This window comes from Methylococcus sp. EFPC2, from assembly GCF_016925495.1.
Classification (GTDB): Bacteria; Pseudomonadota; Gammaproteobacteria; order Methylococcales; family Methylococcaceae; genus EFPC2.
The window spans coordinates 246,858-271,261 of the sequence record NZ_CP070491.1 but is presented as its reverse complement, the minus strand read 5'-3'; the positions used below and the strand labels follow the sequence as shown (position 1 = coordinate 271,261).

Here is a 24,404-nt window from a genome sequence, read left to right as displayed (position 1 = left end):
TGAATTCCATATGGGCCGTTGCGATGGGCAGCCGGATATGAGCACAAACCCCGAAATTCTTCGCGGTCTTCGCCACGTCGTTGTCTACGCGTGGCCCGGCGGAGCATTTCCGCCTGCGGCGGATTCTCCAGCCGACATCACCTTGCTGCGGGCTGCCAATACGGCAATGAAACGGAAAGCGGAAGGCGTAACCGACGCTTTCCTCTTCCTTCTTTGGGTTACCGGAGATGGCAGCAAGGAAGCGGAAGCTATCAAGGCGTATGGATTTCCCGAAGCCACCGTAGAGGCTCTTGGCGCGTCATGCGACGACATCGAAGGCGGCCCCGACCCTCGTGAATTAGAGGAGCATACCTCCGCCCGCATCGCCAAATGGCTCGCCAGGGAGCATCCCGGCGCGCTTGCCTATTTCGGAGACGAATACAATGCGATGGATTTTTGGTGGACAGGCGTGGAGTATGACGAAAACCTTTTCGACTGGCCTTTTGAGCCGGAGGAGTTGGCACTCCAGTTACCCGACACGCATTACTGCACGGCGCATACCTGGCTCGCGATAGTCGGACACGCGATGAAAGTCGGTGCAATGCAGGAGACAAATCCTCATAACCTGGGACAGCAGCGGGCCGCCGCCATAGCCGCCACGCTTTGCGAGTGGTTGCACGGGTTCGAGGGAGCGAGTGGAAATTCGTGTAACACCTTCGATCCGAATTCCACGGCACGGGCGCTGGGGATTTCCGAATTCTTTCTTGGGTTCGAGGCGGCCCGAATATCGGACGCCGACCTCGAAGATTTTTGCGATACCCACGAGGAAGACGTTGACGGACTAAATGGGCGCGCATTGGCCCTGATTACCTCCGAACTTCGGGGAGAGCTACGAGCGGGATTATCCGAATATTTCGGTGGCGATAGTGCTCTATTCTGGGCTCTGCATTCGGCGATCTGGCCTCACTTCGATCACCCGATGATCGATGCTGTGGATGCTCTGCTTAACGTGCAAGCCTTTAATGATATGGCCGAGCTCGAAGCCCCTTGGATGTTTGTGAGCTTCGGGTGGTGTGACTCGGCCGATTTGTGAAAGTCCGCGTAACTCTGAATGGCGCAGCGTATTCGGAGGAATGTAAGGCCCCGAGCGGCCGGCTTGGGTCGGCAGTTCTTGAGTACCGCGAAAGGATCGGCCGGCGGTTCCGCGAAAAATCCAGACGGCGGCAATGCCTAGGGTACGGCTGATGGGACAACTGGTTCCGTCCCCATCCTTGAGTCGGAACATTCAAGCAAGCGACTTTCCACGTCGCACAAAGTTGTTCGCGTCGATCAAGGCGAACATGCGACGAGCCGGCTTCGCGGAGACTATGGACAACGTTGGTCACGACACCCCAGATCACCAGTTGGCTTTCCTCGTTGATAGGGATCGGCTGATAGTCGGGGTTTTCCGCCAGGAGCGCGATTTCGTTATCGAGATGATATAGCCGCTTCACGGTCAACTCGCCGTGAATCTCGGCGATGACGATGCTGTTGTGCTGGGCGGTGAGCGATTTGTCGACCACCAGCAAATCGCCGTCGTGGATGCCGACGCCGATCATCGAATCGCCCTGCACCCGCAGGAAGAACGTGGCTTCCGGGCGCTTCACCAGATGCTCATCCAGCGACAAGGTACGTTCGATGTAGTCATCGGCCGGCGAAGGAAACCCGGCGGAAATCCGCGACAAAAACAGCGGCTGATAGGTCGGCTGGCGCAATTGATCGAAGGAGCCGAGTACCACCGCGTTACCGCGGTGCGGTTTCGGATCAGGGGTCTGGAGATAGGTGATGGACGGAGGCATGGCGGGCAACCATTGAATCGTCGGGAAGGCGAGTGTATACAAAATCCCCTGCTCCCGTCTTTCGCAAAATCAGCAGCGCGGTCCCGTCCATGTGTAGCAACTACATTCCGGCACCCCGGTCGATCTTCTTGACCGCCTTCCGTTGGGAAGAGCCGACTTTCGATTACCCGCAGGAAAGCTATGTCAGCTACCGGGCGCCGATCCGGGTGATCGCACCAGATTCCCAGGCAGCCGAGTTACGGGAGGCCATGTTCGGACTGGTCCCGTTCTGGTCGAAAGACACCAAGATTGCCCGTCATACCTACAACGCCCGCTCGGAGACCGTGGCCGTAAAGCCCAGTTATCGCGATCCTTGGAAAAGTCGGCGATATGCCCTAGTGCCGATGGCAGGCTTTTACGAGCCCGATTACGCAACCGGCAAGCCGATCCGTTGGCGCATCGAGCGGCAGGATCAGGAGGTTTTCACCGTCGCAGCCATCTGGGATTATTGGCGACAGCCTGATGGTACCGGTCTGACCAGCTTTTCCATGTTGACCATCAATGCCGACCGGCATCCAGTCATGGGGCGATTTCATGCACCGGGCGACGAAAAACGCTCCCTGGTCATCGTGCCACCGGAACACCGGGAATGCTGGTTAAACGCCACGACCAAGGAAGCCGGAGAATTTCTGCGAGCCATGCCAGCCGATGAATTCACCGCCAGGCCGGATCCACGACCGCCCAGGAGTTGAGCGGCGGGGTGAAGTGAATTGAACCGCTAAGGGCGCTGGTATCCCTTGACCGGTGTTCCGGTCGCGACTTACCGGCTGTGCTGCTGTTGGTCTGCGACTCGGCGAGTGTACGCTTATGTGGTTGCGAGCAAATGGTGGAGCGACCCAACGCTGGCGATGGCGTCATGTGATCTGGAATGGCGGCTCATTGGGGCACTGCCGCCGCACATATCAAGTGGCCCTCCGACTCCTGCTCGGCCTCAACGGCCATTCATGTTTGCCGATGCCTGACGTTCGGGAACGTCAGCTTTCCTACGGTTCGGCCGAGCAGTACGTACCCAAAAGAGACGACAGGGGCTTGTTGGTCAATGCCAGGTTACAGCAGGTAAGCGGGCAGCCTATTTCCCACAAGTAACGGGACTGTAAATTGAACTGTGTAACTGCTCTTTGACAGACTGGCGGCACGCCGCCTCTAGGAGCAGAAAAATGGCCCTCAATCCCGAAACACTGGACGAATTGCTGAAGGACTGCAAGACCCCACAAGACGTGGATGCGCTTTACTCGCAGTTGCTGCAACGGCTGATCAACCGCAGTCTCGATGCTGAGATGGAGGTGCACCTGGGGTACGAACGGCACGCGAAAAACGCGGCGGGGCAGCCTCGCGGCAACACCCGCAATGGCAAGGCCAGCAAAACGGTCAAAGGGACGTTTGGCGAGTTGGAAATCGAAACGCCTCGTGACCGTCAGGGTAGCTTTGAGCCGCAGTTAGTGCAGAAGCGCCAGGTGCGTCTGGCGGGCCTGGAGGACAAGATCCTGACGCTCTATGCCAAGGGCATGACCACACGGGATACTGAGCAGGCGCTGGGGGATTTATACGGGGTCCGTGTGTCGCATACGGTGATCTCGCAGATTACCGATGCGGTGCTGGAGGAAGTCCGGAGCTGGCAGAATCGGCCGTTGGAGGCGGTGTATCCGATCGTCTGGCTAGATGGGCTCGTGGTGAAGACCCATCACGGCAAGCAGGTCGCGAACAAATCGGCGCATGTCGTATTGGGCGTCAATCTGAAGGGCGAGAAGGAAGTGCTGGGCGTGTGGTTGGCCGAGAACGAAGGGGCGAAGTTCTGGCTGAGCGTGCTGACGGAGTTGAAGAACCGAGGGGTTCAGGACATTTTCATTGCCTGTATGGATGGGCTGAAGGGGCTGCCGGAAGCAGTGAACGCGGTGTATCCACGCACCCTAACCCAACTCTGCATCGTGCATCTGGTGCGCGCCAGTCTGCGCTATGTGACGGCCGCTGACAGCCAGGCGGTGGTGGCGGCGCTCAAGCGGATCTACCAGTCGGTCAGTGCGGAGGAAGCGGCGCAGGAACTGGACGCCCTGGAAGCGGAATGGGGCGACAAGTACCGGGCGGTGATTCGAATCTGGCGCGGTCACTGGGATAACATCATTCCGTTCTTCCAGTTCCCGGCGGAAATTCGCAAGGTGATCTACACCACCAATGCCGTGGAATCGCTGAACATGAGCTTGCGCAAGCTCACCCGGAATCGGCGGATATTCCCCAACGACGAGGCGGCCTTAAAAGCCTTGTACCTGGCGATCAGCCAGGCGGCACGGAACTGGAAGCAGATCCACCACTGGAAACCGGCCTTGCAGACGTTCCAAATCCTCTTCGGAGAGGACCGCGTGCCCGTAGCGGCACTGCCGTGATAATCACGCAGTTACACAGTTTGGTTTACAGACTCCAAGTAACCAGCACTAAAGGTCGATATCGGCGTCTGATCCGCCGAACGCGAGGAATATGGAATTTGATAACCCAATGGATCCCAGAATAATCACGAAGACATACAGCGCACCGCTCCCAATACCAAACGGAACGTTGAGGTCGAATAAAAAAATCACCGCAATGAGCAGCGAACAAATCGCGAGGTTGCTGAGCTTTGATTTCATGTGCAGTGCTGCGACTGTCACCCAACGCGCGAGATCACTTGACCGGTGATTGATCGAACCGGTGGCGGCCGATGGCCGACCACAGGCTGCGCAGCGACGCCAGAGCCAGGGGCGAGTAGTCCTTGGGAACGGATGCGAACAGGGCGATGACCAACTTGCGGTCGAAATCGATCAGCAAGCTGTTGCCGAAGGGGCCGAGGATCGCCGCTTGGTGGAGTTGTCCCTGGGTGGCGAAACGATATTTCCACCCGAATTCCGCGCCCAACTCGTGCAGCACCTCCGGCGCCGGCTCGCGCTTAGTCTCCGCTGAGGCGAGGGACTCGGCGAACCAGTTCGGCACCACCTTGCTCGGGCCCTTTTTGGCGCGGGCCTGAATCATCGCCATCCCGAAACGAGCGAAGTCGCGTAGCGACAAGGCCAGTCCGTCGGCCAAAGCGGTTCCGGCCGGATCCGATGCCCAGAAGGCCTCGTGCTCCGCTCCGATCCCCGCTAGCACGGACTCGCAGAATTTGTGCGAGACCGGTTGTTTGCTGACCTTTTCCAGCACCCGGACCAGCAGTTCCCCTTCGGGACCACCGATTTCCAGCGCCGGCGGTTCGGTAGTTCGCGGCCAATCCGCGCGGCTTCTCAACCAGCTGCCGACGTCGTGGGCAACCGGCACATCCGCGGCGGTCTTCCACCCGGAGGCGGCAAGCCAAAGTCGGCGATCCTCGCTGGACCAAACCAGTCCGGTGCGATTATCCAGCAGCCGTTGTACCGAGATCTTGCGCAAATTCGCCTGCTTGGCCAATTCCGGCAGCGCGCGGGCCAGCGACTGTTCTCGCGACAATTGGCCGGCCTCAGCCGCATCGGCCAGCATGGTGGTCAGGATCGGCCGGCTGGCCTGCAGCAACAGCCGTGGCGAACTCGGCGAAAACCCCGGTCGATAGTGTTCGAGCAGGACCTCATCGCCCTGGAGCACCAGGATGCCGTCGGCGTACAGCCGGACATCGAGCAAGACCCTTAGCGGCTTTTCGGCGCCGTCATCGGGATCGACGGCCGTCGCCCGATCGAGGTCGATGGGTGTGGACGAGACGACCAGGTCGCTGGGCTTCGCCAGGTTGCGCATGACCGTGCCCGGCATGAAGCGGCGCGGAGACTCCAAACCGACGCGCAGATGCTCGACGGCGAGCCAGTCGCCGCGAGTCACCATGGCGTTGGCGGACTGTACCGGGGTTGTCGAGCGGTAGTCGCAGGTCTCCTCTGCCACGGCCGTCGTCGTAGACCAGATCAGGATGGTAGTGCTCGCTATCGACCGATAGAGCATGGCGTTACCTCAGGGGCTGGTTGGTGACGAGGGTCGGGCGAACAGCGCGACTGCCGAATGGACTACATCGTTGTAGCCGCCAAGCTTCCGGAATTCCTCCCGTAGCCAGTGCGCGCCGTTGAGGCTGTGCCGAACCGCTTCTTTTAGTGCAGCGATTTCGCTGCGACAACCGAGATGATCGGCGTCCTCGTCAATCGCGGTCAGCGTCAACATCAAGTCATCACGCAGCGATACACGGGTACGCAAGTAAGGGTCCGCGAGTACGCCGTCGAAACCGTAGCGACAAGCCTGGAACTTGTTGAAGCGGGCCACGAGCTCCTGCAGTTGCGGATCGATCGTCGGTTCGACGCGCAATAAATGACTCGCCAGGCATTGGGCGAATGCCGCTAGCCCGGCAGCCCGCTCGATCGTCAACGGGGTGTCGCAGACTCGAATTTCCACGGTCCCGTACTCCGGTTTGGGACGAATGTCCCAATACAGGTCCTTGATGCTCTCCGCCACCCCGCAATCCTTCAGCATCTCGAAATAAGCCAGGAACAAGTCCCAGCTGGTTACGGCGGCCGGTGCCTGTCCGCTGAGCGGAAACGCGGATACGGCCGACAGCCGGGACGATGCAAAGGCGGTATCGGTGCCGTTCTGGAACGGCGAGGAGGCGCTCAGGGCGATGAAATGGGGAACATAGCGCTGCAACGCATGGGTTAGCCAGATCGCCTGGTCGCCGGATTGACAGCCGATATGAATGTGCTGGCCGAACACGGTGAACTGCTTGGCGAGGTAGCCATAACGGGCATGGATCTGCTCGAAGCGCTCACCGGGACAAATGCGCCGTTCCGGCCAATGGTGGAACGGGTGGCTGCCGCCACCGCAGACCGCCACGTTCTGTTTCGCGCATTGGTAAACCAGAAGCTCACGCAAGACCGCCAAATCCTCGCGGATACCGGCGATATCGGAACGCGGCCGGGTGTTTATCTCGATCATGCTCTCGGTGATCTCCAGCTTCACCTCTCCATGCTCGGCGTCGTTGCGGAGCCCGGCCAACAGATCGCTGGCCGCCCGCGTCAGATCGAAGTCCCGGTTGGAGATCAGTTGCAGTTCCAGTTCAACGCCTAGGGTGAGGACACCACTCGGCGCAAACGTTTCGATGGCTCCGCTCATCCGATCCCCCCATTGCGCGAGCGCTCTTCGTCGGTTTCTCCGGCCTTGACGAAGGCCAGCTTGCACAGGACGGGACCGACGAATTCCATCAAGGCCGCAGCGAACAGGGGCAACGCCAGCGCCGGCCTCCCGAATTCGGGATAAAGCGCGGCGAGTTCCATGGTCATGAACACCGCGGTCGAGGACAGCGGCAGTATCCCTAAGGCCACCAGCAAGCGCTTGGATCGTTCCAGATCGGCCCCGCCCCCGTAGAACACACCCGCCAGCTTTGCGGCGGCGCGCACGAGTAACAAACCAAGGGCCTGCAGGCCGGCGAGCAGCGTAAAGTCCCGCCAGGGCAGCGAAGCGCCGGTGATCACGAACAGCACGATGGCGAGCAGCCAATGGCCTTGCGGCAATTCGGTGTAAGCCAGGATCTTGCCGCGGTCGAGGAAAGCAATGGCGGCCCCCATGAGGAACAGGCAAAGAAATACGGGGACGGCGATCATGCGGGCGATGCCCACCGCCAAGAGCGCCACGGCAACCAGCACGAACACCTGGGCCAGGGATTTTTTGGGCAGCAAGCCCCCGATCAGCAGACAAAGCCCAGCGGTCAGGATGGCGACCACCAACGAACCCAAGGACACCCACAAAGGATGGACCCAGGCGTTCAACCAATCGTCACTGTGCTCAGCATGGATCAAGCCCAGCACGACGGTGAAAACGACGAAGGACAAAGCGCAGTTGAGGGACGTGTAGAGTATCGTGCGGGAGGCTACCTGGCCCTGGGCGCGGGTTTCCTCGGCGGTCAGCAGCACCACCGCCGGCGCCGATGCCATGGTAATGGCCGCCGCCGCGCCACCCCAAGCCGGGCTCAACCCGACTAACAGGCACGAATAGGCATAGACGGCAATAAACGACAGCGAAGCCTCGATGGCGGCGGTGCGCAGCAAGCCAGGATTGCGGTGCAACCAGCGCAGATCAAGGCGGCGGCCGATTTCCAGCAATAACAGACCCAAGGAGGTATCTGCCAGCGGCCGCGTGACCGCTAGGGATTCCACCGTGATCCAGCCAAAAAAAGAAGGCCCGAACAGGGTTCCGGACAGGACATAGCCGACGATGCGTGGCAGGCGCAACGAGCGGTGCAGCACCTCGCCGATGATCAGACCGCTCACCAGCAGCAGGCTGAACAGCGCCAAGGGGTCGGCCTGATCCGGGAAGGGCGGCAGGAAGATCAGCCGCTCCTGTTGTTCCTCCCAGACTGAGCGCAGCCAGTTCAGCATCGGGCGACTCCTCTCGGGATGGAATAATCAGACTTCACAAGAGAATTCCGGCCAGCCCTAATTCCTGGGATGCCCATCTAACCAATCACCTGGAATTTTCTTGACAGGAATTCCTTCAATTTGGTCCGGGTGGGAGGTTTTCCCGGTATTGCCGACGTTGGCATCACCATTGTGGTCCGTCGGCAAGTTTTCGGCGGCAAACGTTGGCGACGACTCGGCTGTCGCGTTCCGTCGTCCAGTGCCAAACCCCACAGCATCGGTCAAGGGCAGTTGCGGCTCGACTCGTGCCAGAGGGTGGTTTTCGTTGGCAGGCATACGAGATTGCTTCCTGTTCGAGCCGTCGCCACCGTGATGGAATGACGTCGACGCCGTGCTGGGCTGAGCCCCAGTTCCGGCCCATTGCAAGGCCGACAAAAAATAGAGAGCGATGATCGGGTTCGTCATGTTGTAAGCTCCAACGTGTACTCATTCGTGCTGAATTGCCCTGGCCAGGGGCCGAAACTGCAGGTGATAGAACATATCCAGATAGCGCCGGGTTTCCTGCCGCTCCAGGTCGCTGACGTATTTCCAGAAGCCGAAGATGCGCGCCAGCGTCATCAGGCGCTCGGCATAGATTTTCCAGGTGTAACGCTGCTCGATGCGGGCCAGTGCGCCGGTGGAAATGCGGTCCCATTCCCGCGGGTTGGCGGCGCAGTGTTCCAGGAAATCAGCGATGACATCGGCCGTGGCAACCCCGTCGTTGGGATCGATATGAAAGCCGGAGCGCTTGTGCTGGATGATTTCGGAGGGACCGCCGTGGCAGGTGGCGAAGGTCGGCAGTCCTGAGGCCATGGCTTCTATGACGGTGAGGCCGAAGGCCTCGAATAGGGCCGGCTGCACGAAGATGCCGCGGCCATCGGCGACGTAGCGGTAAAGCTCCCCGCTCATGTTCTTGTCGAGGCGGACGCCGAGCCAGCGGACTTCCTCGTCCAGCCGGTGATGATCCATCAGCTCGTGCATCCGCTGGATCTGGGCGCGCTCCTCGTAATCGTCCGACCCCTCTTGGGAAATACTGCCGCCGATCACCAGCAGATTGGCGTATCGGCGCAGTCTCGGTGACGCTCCGAAGCAGTCGATCAGTCCCGTGAGGTTCTTGATGCAGTCCAGGCGTGCGAGACTGAAGATCAGGGGTTTGGCTTTGTCCGTCAGACTGCCGCGCGCCAAGCCGGGCGGCTGCTCCCCGTATATCAGCGCCTCGATCTCGGGCCATAGGCCCCTGAGCCGGCGATCTGTTTCCGAATAGGGAAAGTACACCTCGGCATCGGCGCCCGGCGAGACGATGTTGAACTTGGGATCATAAAGCTCGATGCCGTTGAGCACCCGGTAAAGCCCAGGCATGGTGTAGCGGCAGTAGCTTTCGTATTGACCGATGGTGTTCGCAGTGCCGGCGATTTCCTGATGGGTGCTGGTGATGATGAAGTCGGCCGAATTCATCGCGATGAGATCGGCGGTGTACTGGCAGGCGAAGTGGTAGCGCTCCTCGTTGTGCCGCCAGTATAGGGCGGAGTACAGATACTTGGTCTTTTCCAGCGCATGGGCGATGTTGCACTGAGTCACCCCCAATCGGCGGCCCAGCAGCGAGGCCACCAGATTGCCGTCGGAATAGTTGCCGATGATCATGTCGGGACGGCCGCCCAACTCGCCCAGTACCTCGTGCTCGACGTCGCGAGAAAAGCGTTCCAGGTAGGGCCAGACGGCGAATCGGGAAATCCACTGGGGCACGATCTCGCCGTTCGTCTTACGAAAGGGCACGCGCAGGATCCAGGTGTTCCGGCAGCCTGCGACCTTTTCCAGCCGCTGATAGCAGGTGGTGCCCTGAGCATCCGGAATCAGCCGGGTGGCAATCAGGATCTTCGGCTCCACCTCGACGCCTTGCCGGACCAGACGCTCCCGCATCTCTCGTTCCAGGGCACGCGCCTGGTCGAGGATGTAGACCACCTGGCCACCGGTGTCCGGCCGTCCCAACACATTGGCCTGTCCGAAATAGCCGTGCGGAGACAGGATCAACAGGCGGGAGATCATGGGGATGCGCGCCAGAAAGGCTTCCAGAGCTGCGGCGGCGGGCGCTTCCAGGATGTCCTGGAGCAGGCTCATGGTTTCGTCGATGCGGCCGGCCGTGTCGCCCCAACCAGCGGCAAATCCCAGCTTGCGCAGCGTCTCGCTGCATTCGGCCCAGGGTTTGGAGGGATCCTGCCATTCCAGCCAGGCCAGACCCTGCCGGAGGGCGCCGCGCAGATCCTTGCCGCTGTCGAATCGGGTTTGGAGCATCAGCGACTGACCATCGATGGCGTGCAGGCTGAGGAAACGCAGCAATTCGCCTTCCGCTTCCGCCGGAGTGCTGAACAGACGGCTGGCCAGCTGGCGGTTGAGGAAGGTCATGCCCTGACCGATGCTGCGCGCGTCCTTGAGCTTGGGGAATTCTCGGTTGAAGGGCCCGAAGTCGATCTCCAGGGTCTCTTCGGGAGGCAAATCCACATCGGCGCACGCTTCCTTGAAGCGGAGGTAGTCGGCGACTTCGATGGGCTCCAGGGCTAGTTGTTCGAAGTGTATGCGCAAGTAATGCCAGGTCGCGACGCTCTCGCGGATCGTGAAATAGGCCCAAGGTTCGACGAGAATCGCCTCTTCCATGCGGCATACGACGGAGCGGAGCGCCGCGTCTGCCAAATCAGCGCGCTCGGTTTCCCGGCACAGCGAGTCGTGAATCCGGACCAGATCGGATTGCAATAAATAGGTCCGGCTTTCTGCGAACAACCGGCGCAGCAGCAGGTAGGTCGCTTCGCGATGGGACTGGGCGAACTGGATGAGGCTTTCGATCATGCGTTATTCCCCTCAATCATGGTCGCCGCGGCATCCGCAAAACGGTAATGATGGATTCCTGCCAGGATGCCAAGCGCATAGGGGAATGGTGCGAAATAGACCCGATGCTGCTCGCGCAAATGTTCGAGCTCCCCGCTGTAGTTGCTGACAATCACCCCGAGGGTGTCGCCGACCATCATCTCCACGTCGTTGCCGGAATCGCCGGCAACCAGGAAGCGTTCCAGTGGCAGGCCGAATTTATAGGCCAGATAGCGCACGGCATGGCCCTTGGACGCCCGCAGCGGCAACACGTCGAGAAACTGGTTGTGGGAGTAAATCAGACTGGCGTGCAGGCGTCTTTCCCGCAGCCGGTTTTCGATGTCCGCCAGTGCCGGCATGCGCTGGGGGTCGACCCGATAGCTCAGCTTGAACTCCCGCTGCTCGCTACGCTTCTGCAACCTGAGGCCTGGCATGTTCTGCAGCGCTCCGGCGAGATCGTTCCGCCGCCAGAGGTGGCGGATGTAGTGAGACCAACCCTCGTCGCGGCTCAGGTCCGGGCCGTAATAGATTTCGCTGCCGACCGCAGTGATCAGGACATCCGGGGTACGCACACCCCATTGCCGGAGTACCTTGGCGGCACTGTCCACGGTGCGGCCAGTGGCTATGCCGAAGCCGACCTCCGGCTTGCCGGTCAGCCATTCCAGTAGCTCGGACAATCCCTGGCGGTCACCCAGCAAGGTATTGTCGATGTCGGAGATCAGCGCCCATTGCGCGAGGGGGAGAGGTGGGCGTTCCAGTCCCGAAGCGAGGGCGAGGCTGCGCCTTCGCGTCTTGCGGGTTCGGTGGAGCAGCCGCCCGACGTTCTTCAGGTAGGCATCCACATGGGCGGGCCAACTGTAGTGTCGCACCACGCGACGCTTTCCCGCCTTTGACCACGTCTTCCATCGGCGCGAATCGCTCAGGGCCTCGCGCAGGGTCGCGGCCATCGCTTTCTTGTCCAGCGGATCGATCAGCAAGCCATTGCCGCAATTGGCCAGGATATCTCTGGGGCCGCCGTCCTGTGTGGCGACGATGGGGAGGCCCGACGCAGCCGCTTCCAGCAGGGTTAGGCCAAAGGGTTCGGTCAGTGCCGGATTGACGAACACCCCTCCGTGGCGTGCGGCAAAGCGATAGAGCTGCGGCACGTCCTCTTGGGCATGCCGCTTGGGCAAGGCCACCTTGCCGTATAAATCGTATCGGTCGATGGCCAGCAACAATTCGGTGACCACCGCCGCCTGGGTTTCCTCGAGGTCACGCAGATCGCCACGGTGTCCGGCGAGAATTACCAGATTGGCCAGCTCTTGCAGGGCTTCGTCTTCCCCGTAGGCCTCGATCAGGGCCAGCAAATTCTTGCGCGGTGCCGGTCGGCTGAGGGTCAGAATCATCGGCTTGCACGGTTCGTGCAAAAACCGGTCAATCATAAATTTCACCCGGGGATCAACAGTCTTTGCGCCGGCGGCGGAAAAACGCGTGAAATCAATACCGGGCGGCAAGACCAGGCAGCGTTTTGGGTTGAACCGCTGGTACATTCCGTACTGCTCGTCGCGCTCCTGCGTCGTGCTGGTGATGATCAGGGCCGCATGCTCGAGCACCTGCTCCTCGGCCGCGATGCGCCGGGCGAAATTGAACTGACGGTCGATGGCGGTGGCTTTGCGGCCACTGTCCAACAGGCGCTGACGCTTGCAGCGCCCCAGCGAATGGCCGGTATGAATCTGGGGCACCCCCAACAATTGCGAGAGCTGGTAGCCCACATAGCCGGCGTCGGCATAATGGCTGTGGATCACGTCCGGCAACTGGCCCTGCTCGCGTAGGAAGTGCAAGACGCGATCCACCAGTTGATCCAGGTGATTCCACAACAGCTCCTTGCGCAAATAGCGCTTGGGGCCGAACGGCAGTCGCAGAATGCGTGCGTTCGGGCCGAGGACTTCTTCGGGTTCGGCATAATCGGGGCCGACTGCCGGATCCTCGATCAGTCGGGTCAGCAGATCCACCTTTCTCACCTCGGGGTGAAAACCCAGCGCCCTAGCCAAATCCAGCACATAGGTAATCTGGCCGCCGGTATCGGCGTCCCGGCCCAATTCCGGATCGTGTCCGCGAATTAAGCCGTGGACACTGATCATGAAGATGTACAAGGGATGTTTTTGCATGGCGTTACAGTCGATGGAACTCAGCGTTCACTGTCCCCGAGGACCGCGCCACGGCCACCGGACCGGACAGCATGCACGCTGCATTAGAGGTCTTCCCGCAGCCACGCCCAAGCGACTTCGGCTTCGGACACATCAAAATAACCAACGGATGCCGAGGTGAAGGGTTTGCACACCCTGGCCATCCACTCTTCCCACTTCCGGTCGCCCACGATGGCGATGCGGTAAAAATCCGAATAATGACTCGCGGCAAATTTGACGTCGTCCCAGGCAGCGTGCAGGTCCCAGCCTTGAAAGTCTTCTTCAAACTGCACGAAAAGACGGATTTCGCCCTCGGTCGCCACAGCGGCGTCCACCGCGGGTACAAAGATCTTGTAATCCTCGTCGTGGAGTTTTCCACTCAATTTGAAAGCGAGGATTCTTGATGAACCGGTCTGAAGTTGCTCGATCATGGGTTGCTCCCCTTCGGCTGACTTTTAAAAACTCGCAAGCTGCTCTCACCACCAGGGCTGCTTCCTGACCCTGTCGGCCAGGATGGGAAACAAGAACACGGAAATCATCCCGGCGCTGACTAGGACCGCGGCTCGATCCGGCGCCATGAGCCCCGAGGACACACCGATTTCGGTGATGATCACGATCAAGGGCAGGCCGGTGGCTGAATAAAGGGCAAAGGGCAATCGATCGGCCGGCGGCAGGTCCTGTTGATAGAGGAAAACGGGCACTCCCCGAACCAGGATCAGCAGACCCAAGAGGGCGATAATCTGGACCGGAACCAAGGGGCTGGCCCACAGCGCCCCGACATCGAAGCGCATGCCGGCGACGATGAAGAAGAAGGGGATGAGAAATCCGTAGCCAATCGCGTCCAGCTTTTGGCGAAGCAGCATCCCCCTTTCGCCTTTGCTGGCGAGCCCGACCACCATCCCCGCCGCAAAAGCGCCCATCACCACATTGAGACCGAATTTGGCGGCCATGGCGACCAGCAGTGCTTGCAGCATGATACAGAGCCGGACCGGGAATTGACCGCTACTTTGCATGGTGTGCGCCAGCGCATCGATCAGTTTGGAGGATCGAACTCGAATGGCCCCATATGCCGCGAGAAAGGCAATCCCGAGAAAGATCACGATGAAAAAGGTGTGAATCACAGTGCTGTGGGTCGGAATCAACAACAACGAGATGATCACCAAAGGACCGAACTCACCCATCGCCGCGGCCGAGAGCACCTGTTTGCCAAATTCGGTGTTCAACACGCCTTCATCCCGGAGAATGGGCGCCAGGACTCCTAGCGCGGTGGTGGACAAGGCCACGGCAAACAATATCGGCGGCGCCTGGATGAGACCGATCGCATGCACGAAAAACATGCAGACCATAGCCACGGCGAATGAGAGTAACCAGCCTCCGATCGCCAAGGCCATCGGTCGGCCTTGCATTTCCCCGAGATCGATTTCCAGCCCCACCATGAACAGGAGAAAGGTCAGGCCGAGCTCTCCCAGCATGCCCACCAGGCCGTCGGGCGTGATCAGGTTGAAGAGATGTGGCCCGATGAGGATACCCAGTAGGATTTCCACTACGACCACGGGCATACGAAAGCGTGACGGTAGTTCGGCGAGCAAGGGCGCAAGGGCAGCGGCAAACGCGATGAAGAAAAGTTCTAAGCGGAAGGTTTCCATGGCGACCTCATCTCTTGTTCTTAACGTGACAGCGACTACGATCGAATGCGATCAATAACTCGTTTGAAGCGATCCTTCCTCCAGTCGTTCTCCAATAAGGCTTCGTAGAGCGGCAGGCTCCCGGCCCAATCCGCCACCAGCAGAGCGGAAAAACAGGCGATGAACAACGGAAGGATCAATGTGTAATTGCCGGTCATCTCGATGATCAGGACGATCGCGGTCAAGGGCGCGTGGACCACGCCGGTAAAGTACGCCGCCATGCCCACCACCGCGAACAACCTGGAATCCACGTTCAGTTCCGGAAGAAACAGTCGAATCGTCTCGCCGACACCCCAGCCCAGCAGGGCGCCGAGTACGAGAATCGGGATGAAGAGGCCGCCGGCGGCACCGGAACTGGAACTGCCGATGGTCAAGATGAAACGGATCAGGAAGAACAGGGCCACGGCTTCCGGGGGCAAGGCGCTCCCTTCCAGCATCCCGTCCACGAAGTCCTGCCCGCTTCCCAACAACGTCGGAAAACGCCAACCGACCACCGTCACCATCGATGCCAGAATCAGCCACCAGGCAAGTCGAGGCCAGGACCGCAGGCCGATGAGGCTCTGTGCCGTCAGCAGCGACCGGTTGAACAGAGCGCCGAGCAAGGCCGACAGTATGCCCACCGGCACGAACGCAGGCAGCAGAGTCAGCGGCGGGCTCCCGGCACTCGCAAGATGAAAGGTCGGATACTGTCCCAGTACGGCACGGCAAACCATGTCGGCCGCCAGGCAAGCGACCGCCGTGGTGAAGAATTCCAACGAGGCGAAGCGCCATTCCAATTCTTCGAGTACGAAAACCAATCCCGCCAAGGGAGAATTAAAGGCCGCAGACAATCCGGCGCCACCACCGGCAGCCAACAAGATCGGCCGGTCTTCAGAGTGTTTCCCCGGCCACAGATTCGCCACCCCCTGGCCGATTGCGCCCCCCATGTGGACGCTGGGACCGCCCCGTCCGAGCACCAAACCGCCGGTAACACCCACGACCGTGCTGACGAACTTGACGATCAGCACCCGCAACCAGCGAAACGGGCGGCGTCCTTGGAGCACGATCTTCAAATGCGGAATGCCGCTACCCGCGGCCTCCGGCGCAATACGGATAACCAGCGTTGCTGAAAGCATCACGCCGATCAAAGCCAGGCTCAACACGATCGACGGCCCCCATTCCGGGTACCGACGTGCGAAATCGAGGATGCGATTGCGGAGGAGTTCACCGTAATCCAGCGCCAGATGGAAACAGACCGCGACTGCGCCGGTGAGCAGACCGATCAAAATGGCTTGCGCCATGAGTCGGTGCCGATGTCGACTCAAGGGCGTCGAACGACCACGTGCCCATGCCGGCTTCTCCCGCCTGGAGGCGTTCAACCTGGAAATCCAGAGATGTCGGTCGGTCTTCCCGTAGTCCTGCAGCGGTGTCAAACCGTTTCCTTGATATTCGACCCTCGCAACGTCGACAACCGGCGCCATGCGTCATCCAGCCAATCGGTCAGAACTGATACGATCGATGAACTTCCAATCGCCGAACGCGGTGTTGTACAGGAAGTCCTCATAGGGTCGATTCTCTTGGTAGGAGAGCTTATCCAAGGGATGAATCCAATCATGGACGTAGCCAAGCCAGACACTGGCATGCTCGTTCAGTGAATACCCCAACTGCGCAAACAGCAGGTTTTCCGAAAAACCGGAACCCTTGTGAGCTGTCATCTCTCCACCGCCCTTGATTCATGATCTGCCAGCGAAAATCCCGCAAGGTTGGAGAAAGGTCGCCAAGACTGCCCGACAGGGTGACGGAGTCCCAGTTACCGGCCATGTTATTGGTAGTCGCTCCGCCGGGTTGTGCATAAGTGATAGCAATGAGCGGCAGCACTTTCAACGAGTGAGCAAATGGCGTATTCATTCAGTTCCTCAGGTCAAAAACTGTTGGCCATCCGCACTGCTGATGGCATTCTAAGCACCAATTCATATTGCCGCAAACAATGTTTGCGAAAACATATAAGCACGGAGAATGCCAGCTGCTTTTACTACAGTAATACAATAACTTATAGCTAGTTGTTCGATTTGGATAGTCTTAACTGGAGGTTGAAATGAACCAGCCATTGCGGAATTCGCCGGAGATCATCACCTCTTCAACTCTGAAAGCTGGTGCCTATGAAGCGTAATGTCGAGAAAGCCAGCCCCGCGGAAACGGTCGATGCTCCAGATTCAAGTGCCTGGGCGTATGAAGTGCTGAAACGCTTCCGACTGATCTTCAAGGCGGTCCAACAACATTCGCAATGGGTGGAAACCCGTTGTGGCGTGACCAGTGCCCAACTATGGGCCTTGTGGGAATTGTCGAGAAGTCCGGGACTACGAGTGACCGAACTGGCCAAGGCCATGTCGATCCATCATTCCACGGCCAGCAACCTGCTCGACAAGCTGGCCAAGAAAGGCCTGATAAGGAGGGAACGGGTCAGCGAGGATCAGCGAGTCGTCACGGTGACTTTGACTCCGGAGGGGCGGGAACTCATCGGGCAGGCACCGGCGCCAGCCCAGGGCATTCTGCAACATGCGCTGTTCTGCCTGCCCGATGCCGTACTCCACTCCCTAGCCAAAGATTTGGATGCGCTCGTTAAAGCGATGGAGCTCAATGATGACGAAGCCGCCATGGAACCGCTCAATCCGCTTCCCAAGACCACACGAAGGGGTGCAAAGCGGCAGGACTCTAATGAATGACCGCACAGCATCAATCCGGGGGACCGATCTGGCCGCCTCTTGATGAGGTGCAAATCATCCTTGCCCAAAGCGGCTGATTGCGGGCTCGCGGCTTATTGATTCAGGTCATTGCCGCTAACCATCGACAGTCAAGCCTTTTCTGCAAGTCCAAACAAAATTCCCTCCACCTTCGGTCGATGAGGTATGCCATGAACACCGGAATCAATGCGTTACTGACCGTCGTCTTAACCCTGGGAATGCTGGCGAGCTGTGCGCAACCTAATCCTCACCCCATGGTTATGAGTGTCGCCATTCACAACGCGCCATGACCCCGGCCGACCATCGGTCGCTGGCCGAGCATTACCAACAGGCCGCGAAGGCTGCCGTGGCCAAGGCCGAGGAGCACAAGCAACTTCTGGATCAATACAAGGCGAAAAGTTACCGGTATGGAAAGCGGGCCGAGTCGTTGGAGTCCCATTGCGAGGCCTTGATTCGCTTATACCAGCAGGTTGCAAAAGCCCATGGGGAGATGGCGCAGATGCACCGGCAGATGGCTATGGAAGCCCATTGATATCCGCCCCGCACTCGTCAGAAAGTATTTGTGGAACCCCAGGCCGTTCATCAATTCTTCTTGCAGCTGATGGTGATGCTGCTGACGGCCCGGCTCTTCGCCGAGCTGTTCGCGCGCCTGCAGAGCCCGCCGGTGGTGGGGGAACTGTTGGCCGGCGTCATTCTAGGTCCCAGCCTGCTGGGCTGGCTGGAGCCCAGCCAGGTCATCAGGCTGCTGGCGGAAATCGGCATCATCCTGCTGCTGTTCGAGGTGGGCCTGGAGACCGACATCCGCCAGTTGGCGAAAACCGGCTGGCAAGCTCTTCTGGTCGCCGTCAGCGGTCTGGTTTGGCCATTTTTCCTGGGATTCGGACTCAGCCACTGGCTGTTCCAACGCAGCCTGCTGGAGGCCCTGTTCGTCGGCGGCACGCTGACGGCCACCAGCATCGGCATCACCGTGCGGGTGCTCACTGACCTGAAACGCCATCACAGCCGGGAGGCCCAGGTGGTGCTCGGTGCAGCGGTCATCGACGACATCCTGGGCGTGGTACTGTTGGCGGTACTGTACGAATTCTCTCGCGCCGGCGCGGTAGACTGGGGCAATGCCGGCAAGGTGATGGGCTTCATCGCGGTGTTTTTCCTGCTGGCCCCGGTCCTGGCCAAGCTATTCTCCCTGGTGATCCGCCGCTTCGCCCTGATCAGCCAGACCGACGGCCTGATTCCCACCCTGATCGTCTCGCTGGTACTGTTCTTCGCCTGGCTGGCTCACGCCATGGGAGCGCCAGAACTACTGGGCGGATTCGCCGCCGGACTGGCGTTTTCCCGACGGTTTTTTCTGCCCTTCGGTTTGGCCTTACGCAGCGATCCGGCGTTTTCCGATCGCATCGATGCCCAGATGCGGCCGATCGTTCAGTTGTTTGTTCCCATTTTCTTCGTCATGGTTGGATTGTCTCTGAATCTGCGCGTCATCGATTGGGGTTCATCGTTTATCTGGTCTTTTTCCCTGGGCCTGTTTGCCGTTGCCGTGCTCGGTAAAATGCTGGGCGCATTACTCGTTCGAGGTGGTTGGGCTGAGCGCTGCGCCATCGGCATCGCCATGGTTCCCCGGGGCGAGGTTGGGCTGATCTTTGCGGAACTCGGACGGACATCGGGCATTCTGAACAACGAAATCTACGCCGCGCTGATCATCGTCATCGCGCTGACAACCTTGCTGTCTCCGATGTTGCTGAAATCTTTTTACCGTCGGTATATGCCGCACGTCCCCGTGCTCGGCGAGTTACCACAATAGGAGCATACATACATGCGTGTCTTGAAGACCCCTCGTTACCTGCTAGTGGTCGGTACGGGGCTCAGTTGTTGGCCATTGCGGTTACTGGCGTCCGAAACGCTTTCGAATCCCCTTGATTTGAGCATGCATCCCGTCGGCTATATGGCGTTAGCCTTGTTTGGAATCGCCTATGTGTTCGTGGTACTTGAAGAGGTGCTCGAACTGCGTAAATCCAAGCCTATGATGCTTGCGGCGGCGCTGATTTGGGTGGCCATTGCCCTGGTTTACAAATCACACGGTCTTTCCGACGTCGCCGAGGCCGCTATCCGGCACAACGTCATGGACTACGGCGAATTGCTGCTGTTCCTGATCGTTTCCATTGCTTACATCAACGCTATGGAAGAGCGGAGAGTCTTCGACAATCTGCGCGCCTGGCTCATCAATCGGGGCTTCGGTTACCGCCAATTGTTCTGGGTGACTGGTAGCCTCGCATTTTTCATTTCCTCCGTATCCAACAACATGACCACGGCCATGCTGATGTGTGCGGTGGTGATGGCGGTGGGCAAAGACAGTCCGAAGTTTGTCGGTATCGCCTGTGTCAACACAGTGGTTGCCGCCAACGCCGGCGGCGCGTTCTGCCCATTTGGCGACATCACCACGCTGATGGTCTGGCAGAAAGGGTTCATCGAGTTCTGGACATTTTTTAAACTATTCGTCCCTTCTGCGCTCAATTTTCTTATCCCCGCGGCACTCATGTATTTTGCCGTGCCCAAGGGTCGACCGGCCCCGGTCCTGGCCCGAATTAGCCTGCAGCGAGGTGCGAAAAGAATCGTACTGCTGTTCCTGCTGACGATACTCACCGCGGTCGGCTTTCAAAATGGCCTCCAGCTTCCGGCTGCCGTCGGCATGATGGCGGGATTGACCTATCTGCAATTGTTCGGCTATTACCTGCACGTTACCCATCGCGACGAACCCGAAGTTGGCGTCGATCCGATGATCGGTGAAGAGATCGCACAGTCCGATGCCGAGACTACCTTCCGTTTCGACGTGTTCCACCATCTGGCCCGTATGGAATGGGATACCCTGCTGTTCTTCTACGGCGTGGTCCTGTGCGTCGGCGGCATGAATTTCATCGGCTACCTCAACCATTTGTCGGACTTCCTGTATGGAGAACTCGGCGCCACGCCCGCCAACGTCCTGGTGGGTGTGATTTCAGCCCTGGTGGATAACATTCCGGTGATGTTTGCCATCCTGTCCATGCATCCCGAGATGTCCACCGGGCAATGGTTGCTGGTGACCCTGACCGCCGGCGTCGGCGGCAGCCTGCTCTCGGTGGGTTCCGCTGCCGGGGTGGCCCTAATGGGGCAGGCCAAGGGAGTTTATACCTTCATGACCCATCTGAAATGGGCGCCGGTCATCGCCTTGGGCTATCTCGGAAGCATTGGGGCACATTTTCTGATCAATTCCGAAATGTTCTGAGAAACTGTCGAGATCAGATTCCAGAATCCAACCTTTATCCAAACGACCAATAACAATGGGGTAGCAGCGTGAAAAATGTCGCTCGAAAATATTTGGATTATTTTCTCTTGGGCGTGCTGTCAGCCGTTCCGATCTTGGTCGTGGTGCAAATCGTCGTGGTTTTCGAACGGCTATTGCGGGATATATTTCTTAATGTTCATGGCTACTACGAAAATTACTGGATAACAGGGCTCTTGTTCGCCGTCACCATCCTGGGATTGAGCTATTTCGGTTACCGCATTCGCTCCGGAAAGACTTATGTGATCTTGCTGCTGGAATCGTACCTGGAGAAACTGCCGATACTCAGCACCGTGTATCGGGTCACCAAAAAACTGATCGGCATTTTTTCCGGCGATGGCCAAACCAAGCAACGCGAGGTCGTTTATGTGGAATACCCCAAGGACGGAGTCTGGGTGCCGGCTTATGTGACCAATCAAGTCGGGGAGCTTTTCGTCCTGTATGTCCCTACGTCGCCCAATCCCACATCGGGGTTCACGGTCATGGTGCACGAATCCAAGGTCGTTCGTTCCTCCATGACATTTGAGGAGGCTTCCAGCTTTGTCATCAGCGTCGGCGTCGATTTTCCGAAGGCCCAGGATGCGGCGGTAAAGCTGCTCTCGCTGGACGAGAAAAACCGACTGTTGAACACTGAGGAAAAGAGTTGAGCGAAAGGGGTAAATGGAGTCGTACGAATCAGCCCCCACTGAGCAATTCGGGCTCGCTCCCGGTCCAGTACCCAGCCAATGGCGCTCACCAATCGCGACGGACCCTGCTTGGGCGTTAGGGGCACGGACTGTTCCAACTTGCAGTGCCGTCTGGACCGAATCGCGGCGGTGATGACCGCCAAGACGAGCGATCCGAACTCCTTCAGCCGGAGAATCAGACATGCGAAAAGTGATTGCCTTATTGGTTATACCGCTGCTGTTCTCTCTCGTTGCCCCTGTCCAGGCACGAGGGCCATGGCGGGCCAGCGAGTCGAATACGCGGGGCTGGCAACTCATGACACCGGCAGAGCGCATCGATCACCAATCCAGAATTCGCAGCTTTACAACCTATGAGGAGTGCCTAGCCTATCAGGTGAGCCATCATCTACTCATGGAGGAAAGAGCCAGACAGCGGAACCTGGCACTGCCTGGCGGTGGACGGGACTTCTGCGAGCATCTTAAGCGCGGAAAAGACTCCCGGCAGAACGCCGATTGATCGAGAAGGCAACGCTGCATGCCCACGCTTCGCTGGTTTTCGATCCCGCTGCTGACCCTGGCCGGTATGGCAGGATTCGTCTATTGGGCGTTTCCGGAAGACCTATCAACTGGGCGTACCCTGGGTATTGCTTTGGGATGGGCAGGGTGCGGCCTTCTGCTTTCCAATCTGCTGCTGATGCTGAGGGAAGCCCGACTGGCCCGGTGGCTCGGGGGCCTGGAAAGAATGTATCAATGGCATCACTGGACCGGGATGGCCGCATACATCTTGCTATTAGTACATCCTCTTGCGCTCTCCGCTGATGCCTGGATGGAATCGCCTGCCCTGGCTTGGGAGACCTTGTCTCCATTCAACGAGAACTGGCCGGTGTGGATGGGATGGCTTTCGCTGGTGTTACTGATGCTGGGATTGGCAGCCACTTTCGAGAGACGCGTTCCCTATCGGACTTGGCGTGCGCTCCACGCCGGGTTGGGGTTAGCTGTTTTGCTCGGACTGGTTCACCTTGTCCTGCTGGGGATCGACGAACCGGTCCTGCCGATTCTGGGGTTTGCCGCCCTGTTGTTGGGCTGGCGCGTTATCCGGGGCGATTTTGGGGTCGGCGCTCGACCCTACGTCGTAAAATCGGCAGTTCCCGTTGCCGACGGCATGGTCGAAATTTCCTTGACGCCCCTGGCAGACGCGGTGAAAGTCACACCGGGGCAGTTTGTCCTGGTCGCTTTCTTCGAAGGAGCAAGTTTCCGGGGCTGTGGCGAATTTCATCCCTTCACCGTCACTTCGGCTGGCGTCGATCACCTAATTCGGCTCGGGGTCAAAGCCCTGGGGGATTGCACACGACACATACAGTCCATCGAGCCAGGGGTCATGGCTCGGGTGCAGGGCGCATACGGTGCATTTCTTGCCGGCCAGCCAACGACACCTCAGTTGTGGGTGGCTGGCGGGATCGGTGTAACTCCCTTCCTCGCACTGTTGCGGTCGGGGCCCGTCACGCAGCCGACGACGCTCCTCTATCTCTATCGTGCCGAGAGCGATGCCGCTTTCCGGGAAGAGTTGCGGGTCCTGGCCGAGGCAGACCCGCGACTTGACTTGCAGGCCGTGGCCACAGGCAACGAACTGCCGGACCTGAATTCTCTTCTGCCCGATGCGCAACGACTCGCCGGATACGAGTGTTATCTGTGCGGGCCGCCGGGAATGATGACCGGCTTGACGCGAGCCCTGCGCCATCGCGGAATTCCTGCACGCCACATCCATTTTGAAAACTTCGAGTTTCGATAGTGCTCCGACTTTATTTATCTGCCACCGTCGTATTCTGGCTGCTGGTGAGCGCCTTCTGGGCTGGTAGTCTGTGGCAACTCCCTTCCCAGGAAGGCACCGCCGTTTCTGCCGATAAAGCCATTTCTCCGACAGAACTCGTCAAGCATGCGCTTCCGGGAAACTGCTGGATGGCCATTCGTGGCAGCGTCTACGATCTGACGGCTTATCTGCCCGAGCATCCTTCGCTGCCGGACATGATCGAGCCTTGGTGTGGAAAAGTCGCGACCGAAGCCTACGAAACAAAGACCAAAGGGCGTCAGCACTCCAGCTATGCTGACGAACTACTGGCCAAGTATCGGATCGGATCCCTCGCGCAAACTAAACCATAGTAATAGCGCGGAGTATTTTTCCGGCATTTTGCCATCGAGGGTGACCAACGGTCTCAGAATGGCTCCTTTACGGCCGCAAGTCGAGTTCTTGCGTCCGGGCGCTGTTGTGCTGGCAGTGCGGTTGCCAGTAGATTTCTGCGATGGCTTTCAGTTGTAGCAGGCCGTCCTCTCCTTTAGTGCTGACGAACTGAGCGAATTGACCCCGTGCCCGGTCGCCGTCGATGATGACGTGGGCCACATGGATGCCCTGCGGCCCGAATTCACGTGCCATGCCTTGAGCCAGTGCCCGCAAGCCTGCCTTGGCCGCGGCGAAGCCCGTAAACGGGGGGCAGGCGCGCAAATAGGCCGGGGCACCGGTAAAAAACAGGCTTCCTTGCTGTCGGGGCAGCAGGTGTTTGACGGCCTCCTGCCCCACCAGGAAACCGGCCAGGCAATTCTGCCGCCAGAACTGCTCGAACAAGTTCTGATAGGTCTCCAGCAAGGGAGCGCTGGTGTTGCGGTCGACGTTGCAGGCGACGACTTCCAGGTCATGAAACTGAGTGGCCAAATCGAACAGCCGCACGACATTGCTTCCACGGTGGCGTCAGCTACGACGGCCGTGGCCAGTCCTCCAGCGGAACGGATTTCG

At 59.2% G+C, this 24,404-nt stretch carries 23 protein-coding genes; 10 read left to right on the top strand and 13 right to left on the bottom strand.

Annotation, left to right across the window (positions count from 1 at the left end; all coding sequences use genetic code 11):
• Positions 1 to 37 precede the first annotated feature (37 nt).
• Positions 38 to 1,072, top strand: a complete 1,035-nt coding sequence (locus JWZ97_RS01180) for a hypothetical protein (protein ID WP_205432827.1) — start codon at positions 38 to 40, stop codon at positions 1,070 to 1,072.
• Here JWZ97_RS01180 and JWZ97_RS01175 read toward each other — a convergent pair.
• Positions 999 to 1,859: a LexA family transcriptional regulator gene (locus JWZ97_RS01175; RefSeq protein WP_240342421.1), complete on the bottom strand. Its 861-nt coding sequence runs from the start codon at positions 1,857 to 1,859 to the stop codon at positions 999 to 1,001. The genes JWZ97_RS01180 and JWZ97_RS01175 overlap by 74 nt on opposite strands.
• 47 nt (positions 1,860 to 1,906) lie before the next feature.
• Between JWZ97_RS01175 and JWZ97_RS01170 the strand changes: the two genes are divergently transcribed.
• Positions 1,907 to 2,548 carry an SOS response-associated peptidase gene (locus JWZ97_RS01170; protein ID WP_205432825.1) on the top strand — a complete coding sequence of 214 codons (642 nt, stop codon included), beginning with the start codon at positions 1,907 to 1,909 and terminating at the stop codon, positions 2,546 to 2,548.
• Between the two features lie 465 nt (positions 2,549 to 3,013).
• A complete protein-coding gene (locus tag JWZ97_RS01165; protein WP_205432823.1) occupies positions 3,014 to 4,234 on the top strand; it encodes an IS256 family transposase in 1,221 nt (406 codons plus the stop codon).
• A 48-nt stretch (positions 4,235 to 4,282) separates the two neighbouring features.
• Here JWZ97_RS01165 and JWZ97_RS01160 read toward each other — a convergent pair whose 3' ends face one another.
• From JWZ97_RS01160 to JWZ97_RS01110, 11 genes are all read right to left on the bottom strand, one after another.
• Positions 4,283 to 4,474, bottom strand: a complete 192-nt coding sequence (locus JWZ97_RS01160) for a hypothetical protein (RefSeq protein WP_205432821.1) — start codon at positions 4,472 to 4,474, stop codon at positions 4,283 to 4,285.
• Between the two features lie 34 nt (positions 4,475 to 4,508).
• Positions 4,509 to 5,780 carry a serine hydrolase gene (locus tag JWZ97_RS01155; RefSeq protein ID WP_205432819.1) on the bottom strand — a complete coding sequence of 424 codons (1,272 nt, stop codon included), beginning with the start codon at positions 5,778 to 5,780 and terminating at the stop codon, positions 4,509 to 4,511.
• Between the two features lie 9 nt (positions 5,781 to 5,789).
• Positions 5,790 to 6,935 (bottom strand): YbdK family carboxylate-amine ligase, encoded by a 1,146-nt coding sequence (locus JWZ97_RS01150; protein ID WP_205432817.1) that lies wholly within the window; start codon positions 6,933 to 6,935, stop codon positions 5,790 to 5,792.
• Entirely contained in the window at positions 6,932 to 8,197 is a 1,266-nt protein-coding gene (locus tag JWZ97_RS01145; RefSeq protein ID WP_205432813.1) for a cation:proton antiporter, read from the bottom strand. The genes JWZ97_RS01150 and JWZ97_RS01145 overlap by 4 nt, the downstream gene beginning before the upstream one ends.
• A gap of 57 nt (positions 8,198 to 8,254) precedes the next feature.
• Positions 8,255 to 8,641 (bottom strand): hypothetical protein, encoded by a 387-nt coding sequence (locus JWZ97_RS01140; protein ID WP_205432809.1) that lies wholly within the window; start codon positions 8,639 to 8,641, stop codon positions 8,255 to 8,257.
• A gap of 21 nt (positions 8,642 to 8,662) precedes the next feature.
• Positions 8,663 to 11,053 (bottom strand): sucrose synthase, encoded by a 2,391-nt coding sequence (locus JWZ97_RS01135; protein ID WP_205432807.1) that lies wholly within the window; start codon positions 11,051 to 11,053, stop codon positions 8,663 to 8,665.
• On the bottom strand, positions 11,050 to 13,218 hold the full coding sequence (locus tag JWZ97_RS01130) for an HAD-IIB family hydrolase (protein WP_205432805.1): 2,169 nt from the start codon (positions 13,216 to 13,218) through the stop codon (positions 11,050 to 11,052). The genes JWZ97_RS01135 and JWZ97_RS01130 overlap by 4 nt, the downstream gene beginning before the upstream one ends.
• 83 nt (positions 13,219 to 13,301) lie before the next feature.
• Positions 13,302 to 13,667 (bottom strand): STAS/SEC14 domain-containing protein, encoded by a 366-nt coding sequence (locus JWZ97_RS01125; RefSeq protein ID WP_205432804.1) that lies wholly within the window; start codon positions 13,665 to 13,667, stop codon positions 13,302 to 13,304.
• 45 nt (positions 13,668 to 13,712) lie between these two features.
• Complete coding sequence (locus JWZ97_RS01120) at positions 13,713 to 14,882, bottom strand: cation:proton antiporter (protein ID WP_205432802.1); 1,170 nt, start codon at positions 14,880 to 14,882, stop codon at positions 13,713 to 13,715.
• Between the two features lie 35 nt (positions 14,883 to 14,917).
• Positions 14,918 to 16,381, bottom strand: a complete 1,464-nt coding sequence (clcA, locus tag JWZ97_RS01115; RefSeq protein ID WP_205432800.1) for a H(+)/Cl(-) exchange transporter ClcA — start codon at positions 16,379 to 16,381, stop codon at positions 14,918 to 14,920.
• Between the two features lie 3 nt (positions 16,382 to 16,384).
• The gene (locus JWZ97_RS01110; protein ID WP_205432798.1) at positions 16,385 to 16,615 is read right to left on the bottom strand and encodes a DUF2490 domain-containing protein; all 231 of its coding nucleotides are present in this window, start codon (positions 16,613 to 16,615) and stop codon (positions 16,385 to 16,387) included.
• 444 nt (positions 16,616 to 17,059) lie between these two features.
• On the opposite strand from JWZ97_RS01110, the gene JWZ97_RS01105 reads away from it, so the two are divergent.
• The 7 genes from JWZ97_RS01105 (at position 17,060) to JWZ97_RS01075 (ending at position 23,776) form a co-directional block, all read left to right on the top strand.
• Positions 17,060 to 17,623, top strand: a complete 564-nt coding sequence (locus JWZ97_RS01105; protein WP_205432796.1) for a MarR family winged helix-turn-helix transcriptional regulator — start codon at positions 17,060 to 17,062, stop codon at positions 17,621 to 17,623.
• 304 nt (positions 17,624 to 17,927) lie between these two features.
• Positions 17,928 to 18,173 (top strand): hypothetical protein, encoded by a 246-nt coding sequence (locus JWZ97_RS01100; protein WP_240342420.1) that lies wholly within the window; start codon positions 17,928 to 17,930, stop codon positions 18,171 to 18,173.
• A gap of 30 nt (positions 18,174 to 18,203) precedes the next feature.
• Complete coding sequence (locus JWZ97_RS01095; protein WP_205432794.1) at positions 18,204 to 19,439, top strand: cation:proton antiporter; 1,236 nt, start codon at positions 18,204 to 18,206, stop codon at positions 19,437 to 19,439.
• 12 nt (positions 19,440 to 19,451) lie between these two features.
• Entirely contained in the window at positions 19,452 to 20,897 is a 1,446-nt protein-coding gene (nhaD, locus tag JWZ97_RS01090) for a sodium:proton antiporter NhaD (protein WP_205432792.1), read from the top strand.
• A 68-nt stretch (positions 20,898 to 20,965) separates the two neighbouring features.
• Positions 20,966 to 21,601 (top strand): DUF502 domain-containing protein, encoded by a 636-nt coding sequence (locus JWZ97_RS01085; RefSeq protein WP_205432786.1) that lies wholly within the window; start codon positions 20,966 to 20,968, stop codon positions 21,599 to 21,601.
• Between the two features lie 553 nt (positions 21,602 to 22,154).
• The gene (locus JWZ97_RS01080) at positions 22,155 to 23,408 is read left to right on the top strand and encodes a ferredoxin reductase family protein (protein ID WP_205432785.1); all 1,254 of its coding nucleotides are present in this window, start codon (positions 22,155 to 22,157) and stop codon (positions 23,406 to 23,408) included.
• The gene (locus JWZ97_RS01075) at positions 23,408 to 23,776 is read left to right on the top strand and encodes a cytochrome b5-like heme/steroid binding domain-containing protein (RefSeq protein ID WP_205432782.1); all 369 of its coding nucleotides are present in this window, start codon (positions 23,408 to 23,410) and stop codon (positions 23,774 to 23,776) included. The genes JWZ97_RS01080 and JWZ97_RS01075 overlap by 1 nt, the downstream gene beginning before the upstream one ends.
• A 67-nt stretch (positions 23,777 to 23,843) precedes the next feature.
• Here JWZ97_RS01075 and JWZ97_RS01070 read toward each other — a convergent pair whose 3' ends face one another.
• Complete coding sequence (locus tag JWZ97_RS01070; protein ID WP_371822554.1) at positions 23,844 to 24,338, bottom strand: SDR family NAD(P)-dependent oxidoreductase; 495 nt, start codon at positions 24,336 to 24,338, stop codon at positions 23,844 to 23,846.
• Positions 24,339 to 24,404: the final 66 nt, after the last annotated feature.

Coding starts and splice junctions, on each gene's coding strand:
- nhaD (WP_205432792.1), top strand. CDS start 19,452: ATGCGTGTCTTGAAGACCCCTCGTTACCTGCTAGTGGTCGGTACGGGG.
- JWZ97_RS01080 (WP_205432785.1), top strand. CDS start 22,155: ATGCCCACGCTTCGCTGGTTTTCGATCCCGCTGCTGACCCTGGCCGGT.
- JWZ97_RS01135 (WP_205432807.1), bottom strand. CDS start 11,053: ATGATCGAAAGCCTCATCCAGTTCGCCCAGTCCCATCGCGAAGCGACC.
- JWZ97_RS01170 (WP_205432825.1), top strand. CDS start 1,907: ATGTGTAGCAACTACATTCCGGCACCCCGGTCGATCTTCTTGACCGCC.
- JWZ97_RS01130 (WP_205432805.1), bottom strand. CDS start 13,218: ATGCAAAAACATCCCTTGTACATCTTCATGATCAGTGTCCACGGCTTA.
- clcA (WP_205432800.1), bottom strand. CDS start 16,381: ATGGCGCCGGTTGTCGACGTTGCGAGGGTCGAATATCAAGGAAACGGT.
- JWZ97_RS01180 (WP_205432827.1), top strand. CDS start 38: ATGAGCACAAACCCCGAAATTCTTCGCGGTCTTCGCCACGTCGTTGTC.
- JWZ97_RS01140 (WP_205432809.1), bottom strand. CDS start 8,641: ATGACGAACCCGATCATCGCTCTCTATTTTTTGTCGGCCTTGCAATGG.
- JWZ97_RS01120 (WP_205432802.1), bottom strand. CDS start 14,882: ATGGAAACCTTCCGCTTAGAACTTTTCTTCATCGCGTTTGCCGCTGCC.
- JWZ97_RS01160 (WP_205432821.1), bottom strand. CDS start 4,474: ATGAAATCAAAGCTCAGCAACCTCGCGATTTGTTCGCTGCTCATTGCG.
- JWZ97_RS01155 (WP_205432819.1), bottom strand. CDS start 5,780: ATGCTCTATCGGTCGATAGCGAGCACTACCATCCTGATCTGGTCTACG.
- JWZ97_RS01100 (WP_240342420.1), top strand. CDS start 17,928: ATGACCCCGGCCGACCATCGGTCGCTGGCCGAGCATTACCAACAGGCC.
- JWZ97_RS01125 (WP_205432804.1), bottom strand. CDS start 13,667: ATGATCGAGCAACTTCAGACCGGTTCATCAAGAATCCTCGCTTTCAAA.
- JWZ97_RS01165 (WP_205432823.1), top strand. CDS start 3,014: ATGGCCCTCAATCCCGAAACACTGGACGAATTGCTGAAGGACTGCAAG.
- JWZ97_RS01110 (WP_205432798.1), bottom strand. CDS start 16,615: ATGACAGCTCACAAGGGTTCCGGTTTTTCGGAAAACCTGCTGTTTGCG.
- JWZ97_RS01145 (WP_205432813.1), bottom strand. CDS start 8,197: ATGCTGAACTGGCTGCGCTCAGTCTGGGAGGAACAACAGGAGCGGCTG.
- JWZ97_RS01105 (WP_205432796.1), top strand. CDS start 17,060: ATGAAGCGTAATGTCGAGAAAGCCAGCCCCGCGGAAACGGTCGATGCT.
- JWZ97_RS01150 (WP_205432817.1), bottom strand. CDS start 6,935: ATGAGCGGAGCCATCGAAACGTTTGCGCCGAGTGGTGTCCTCACCCTA.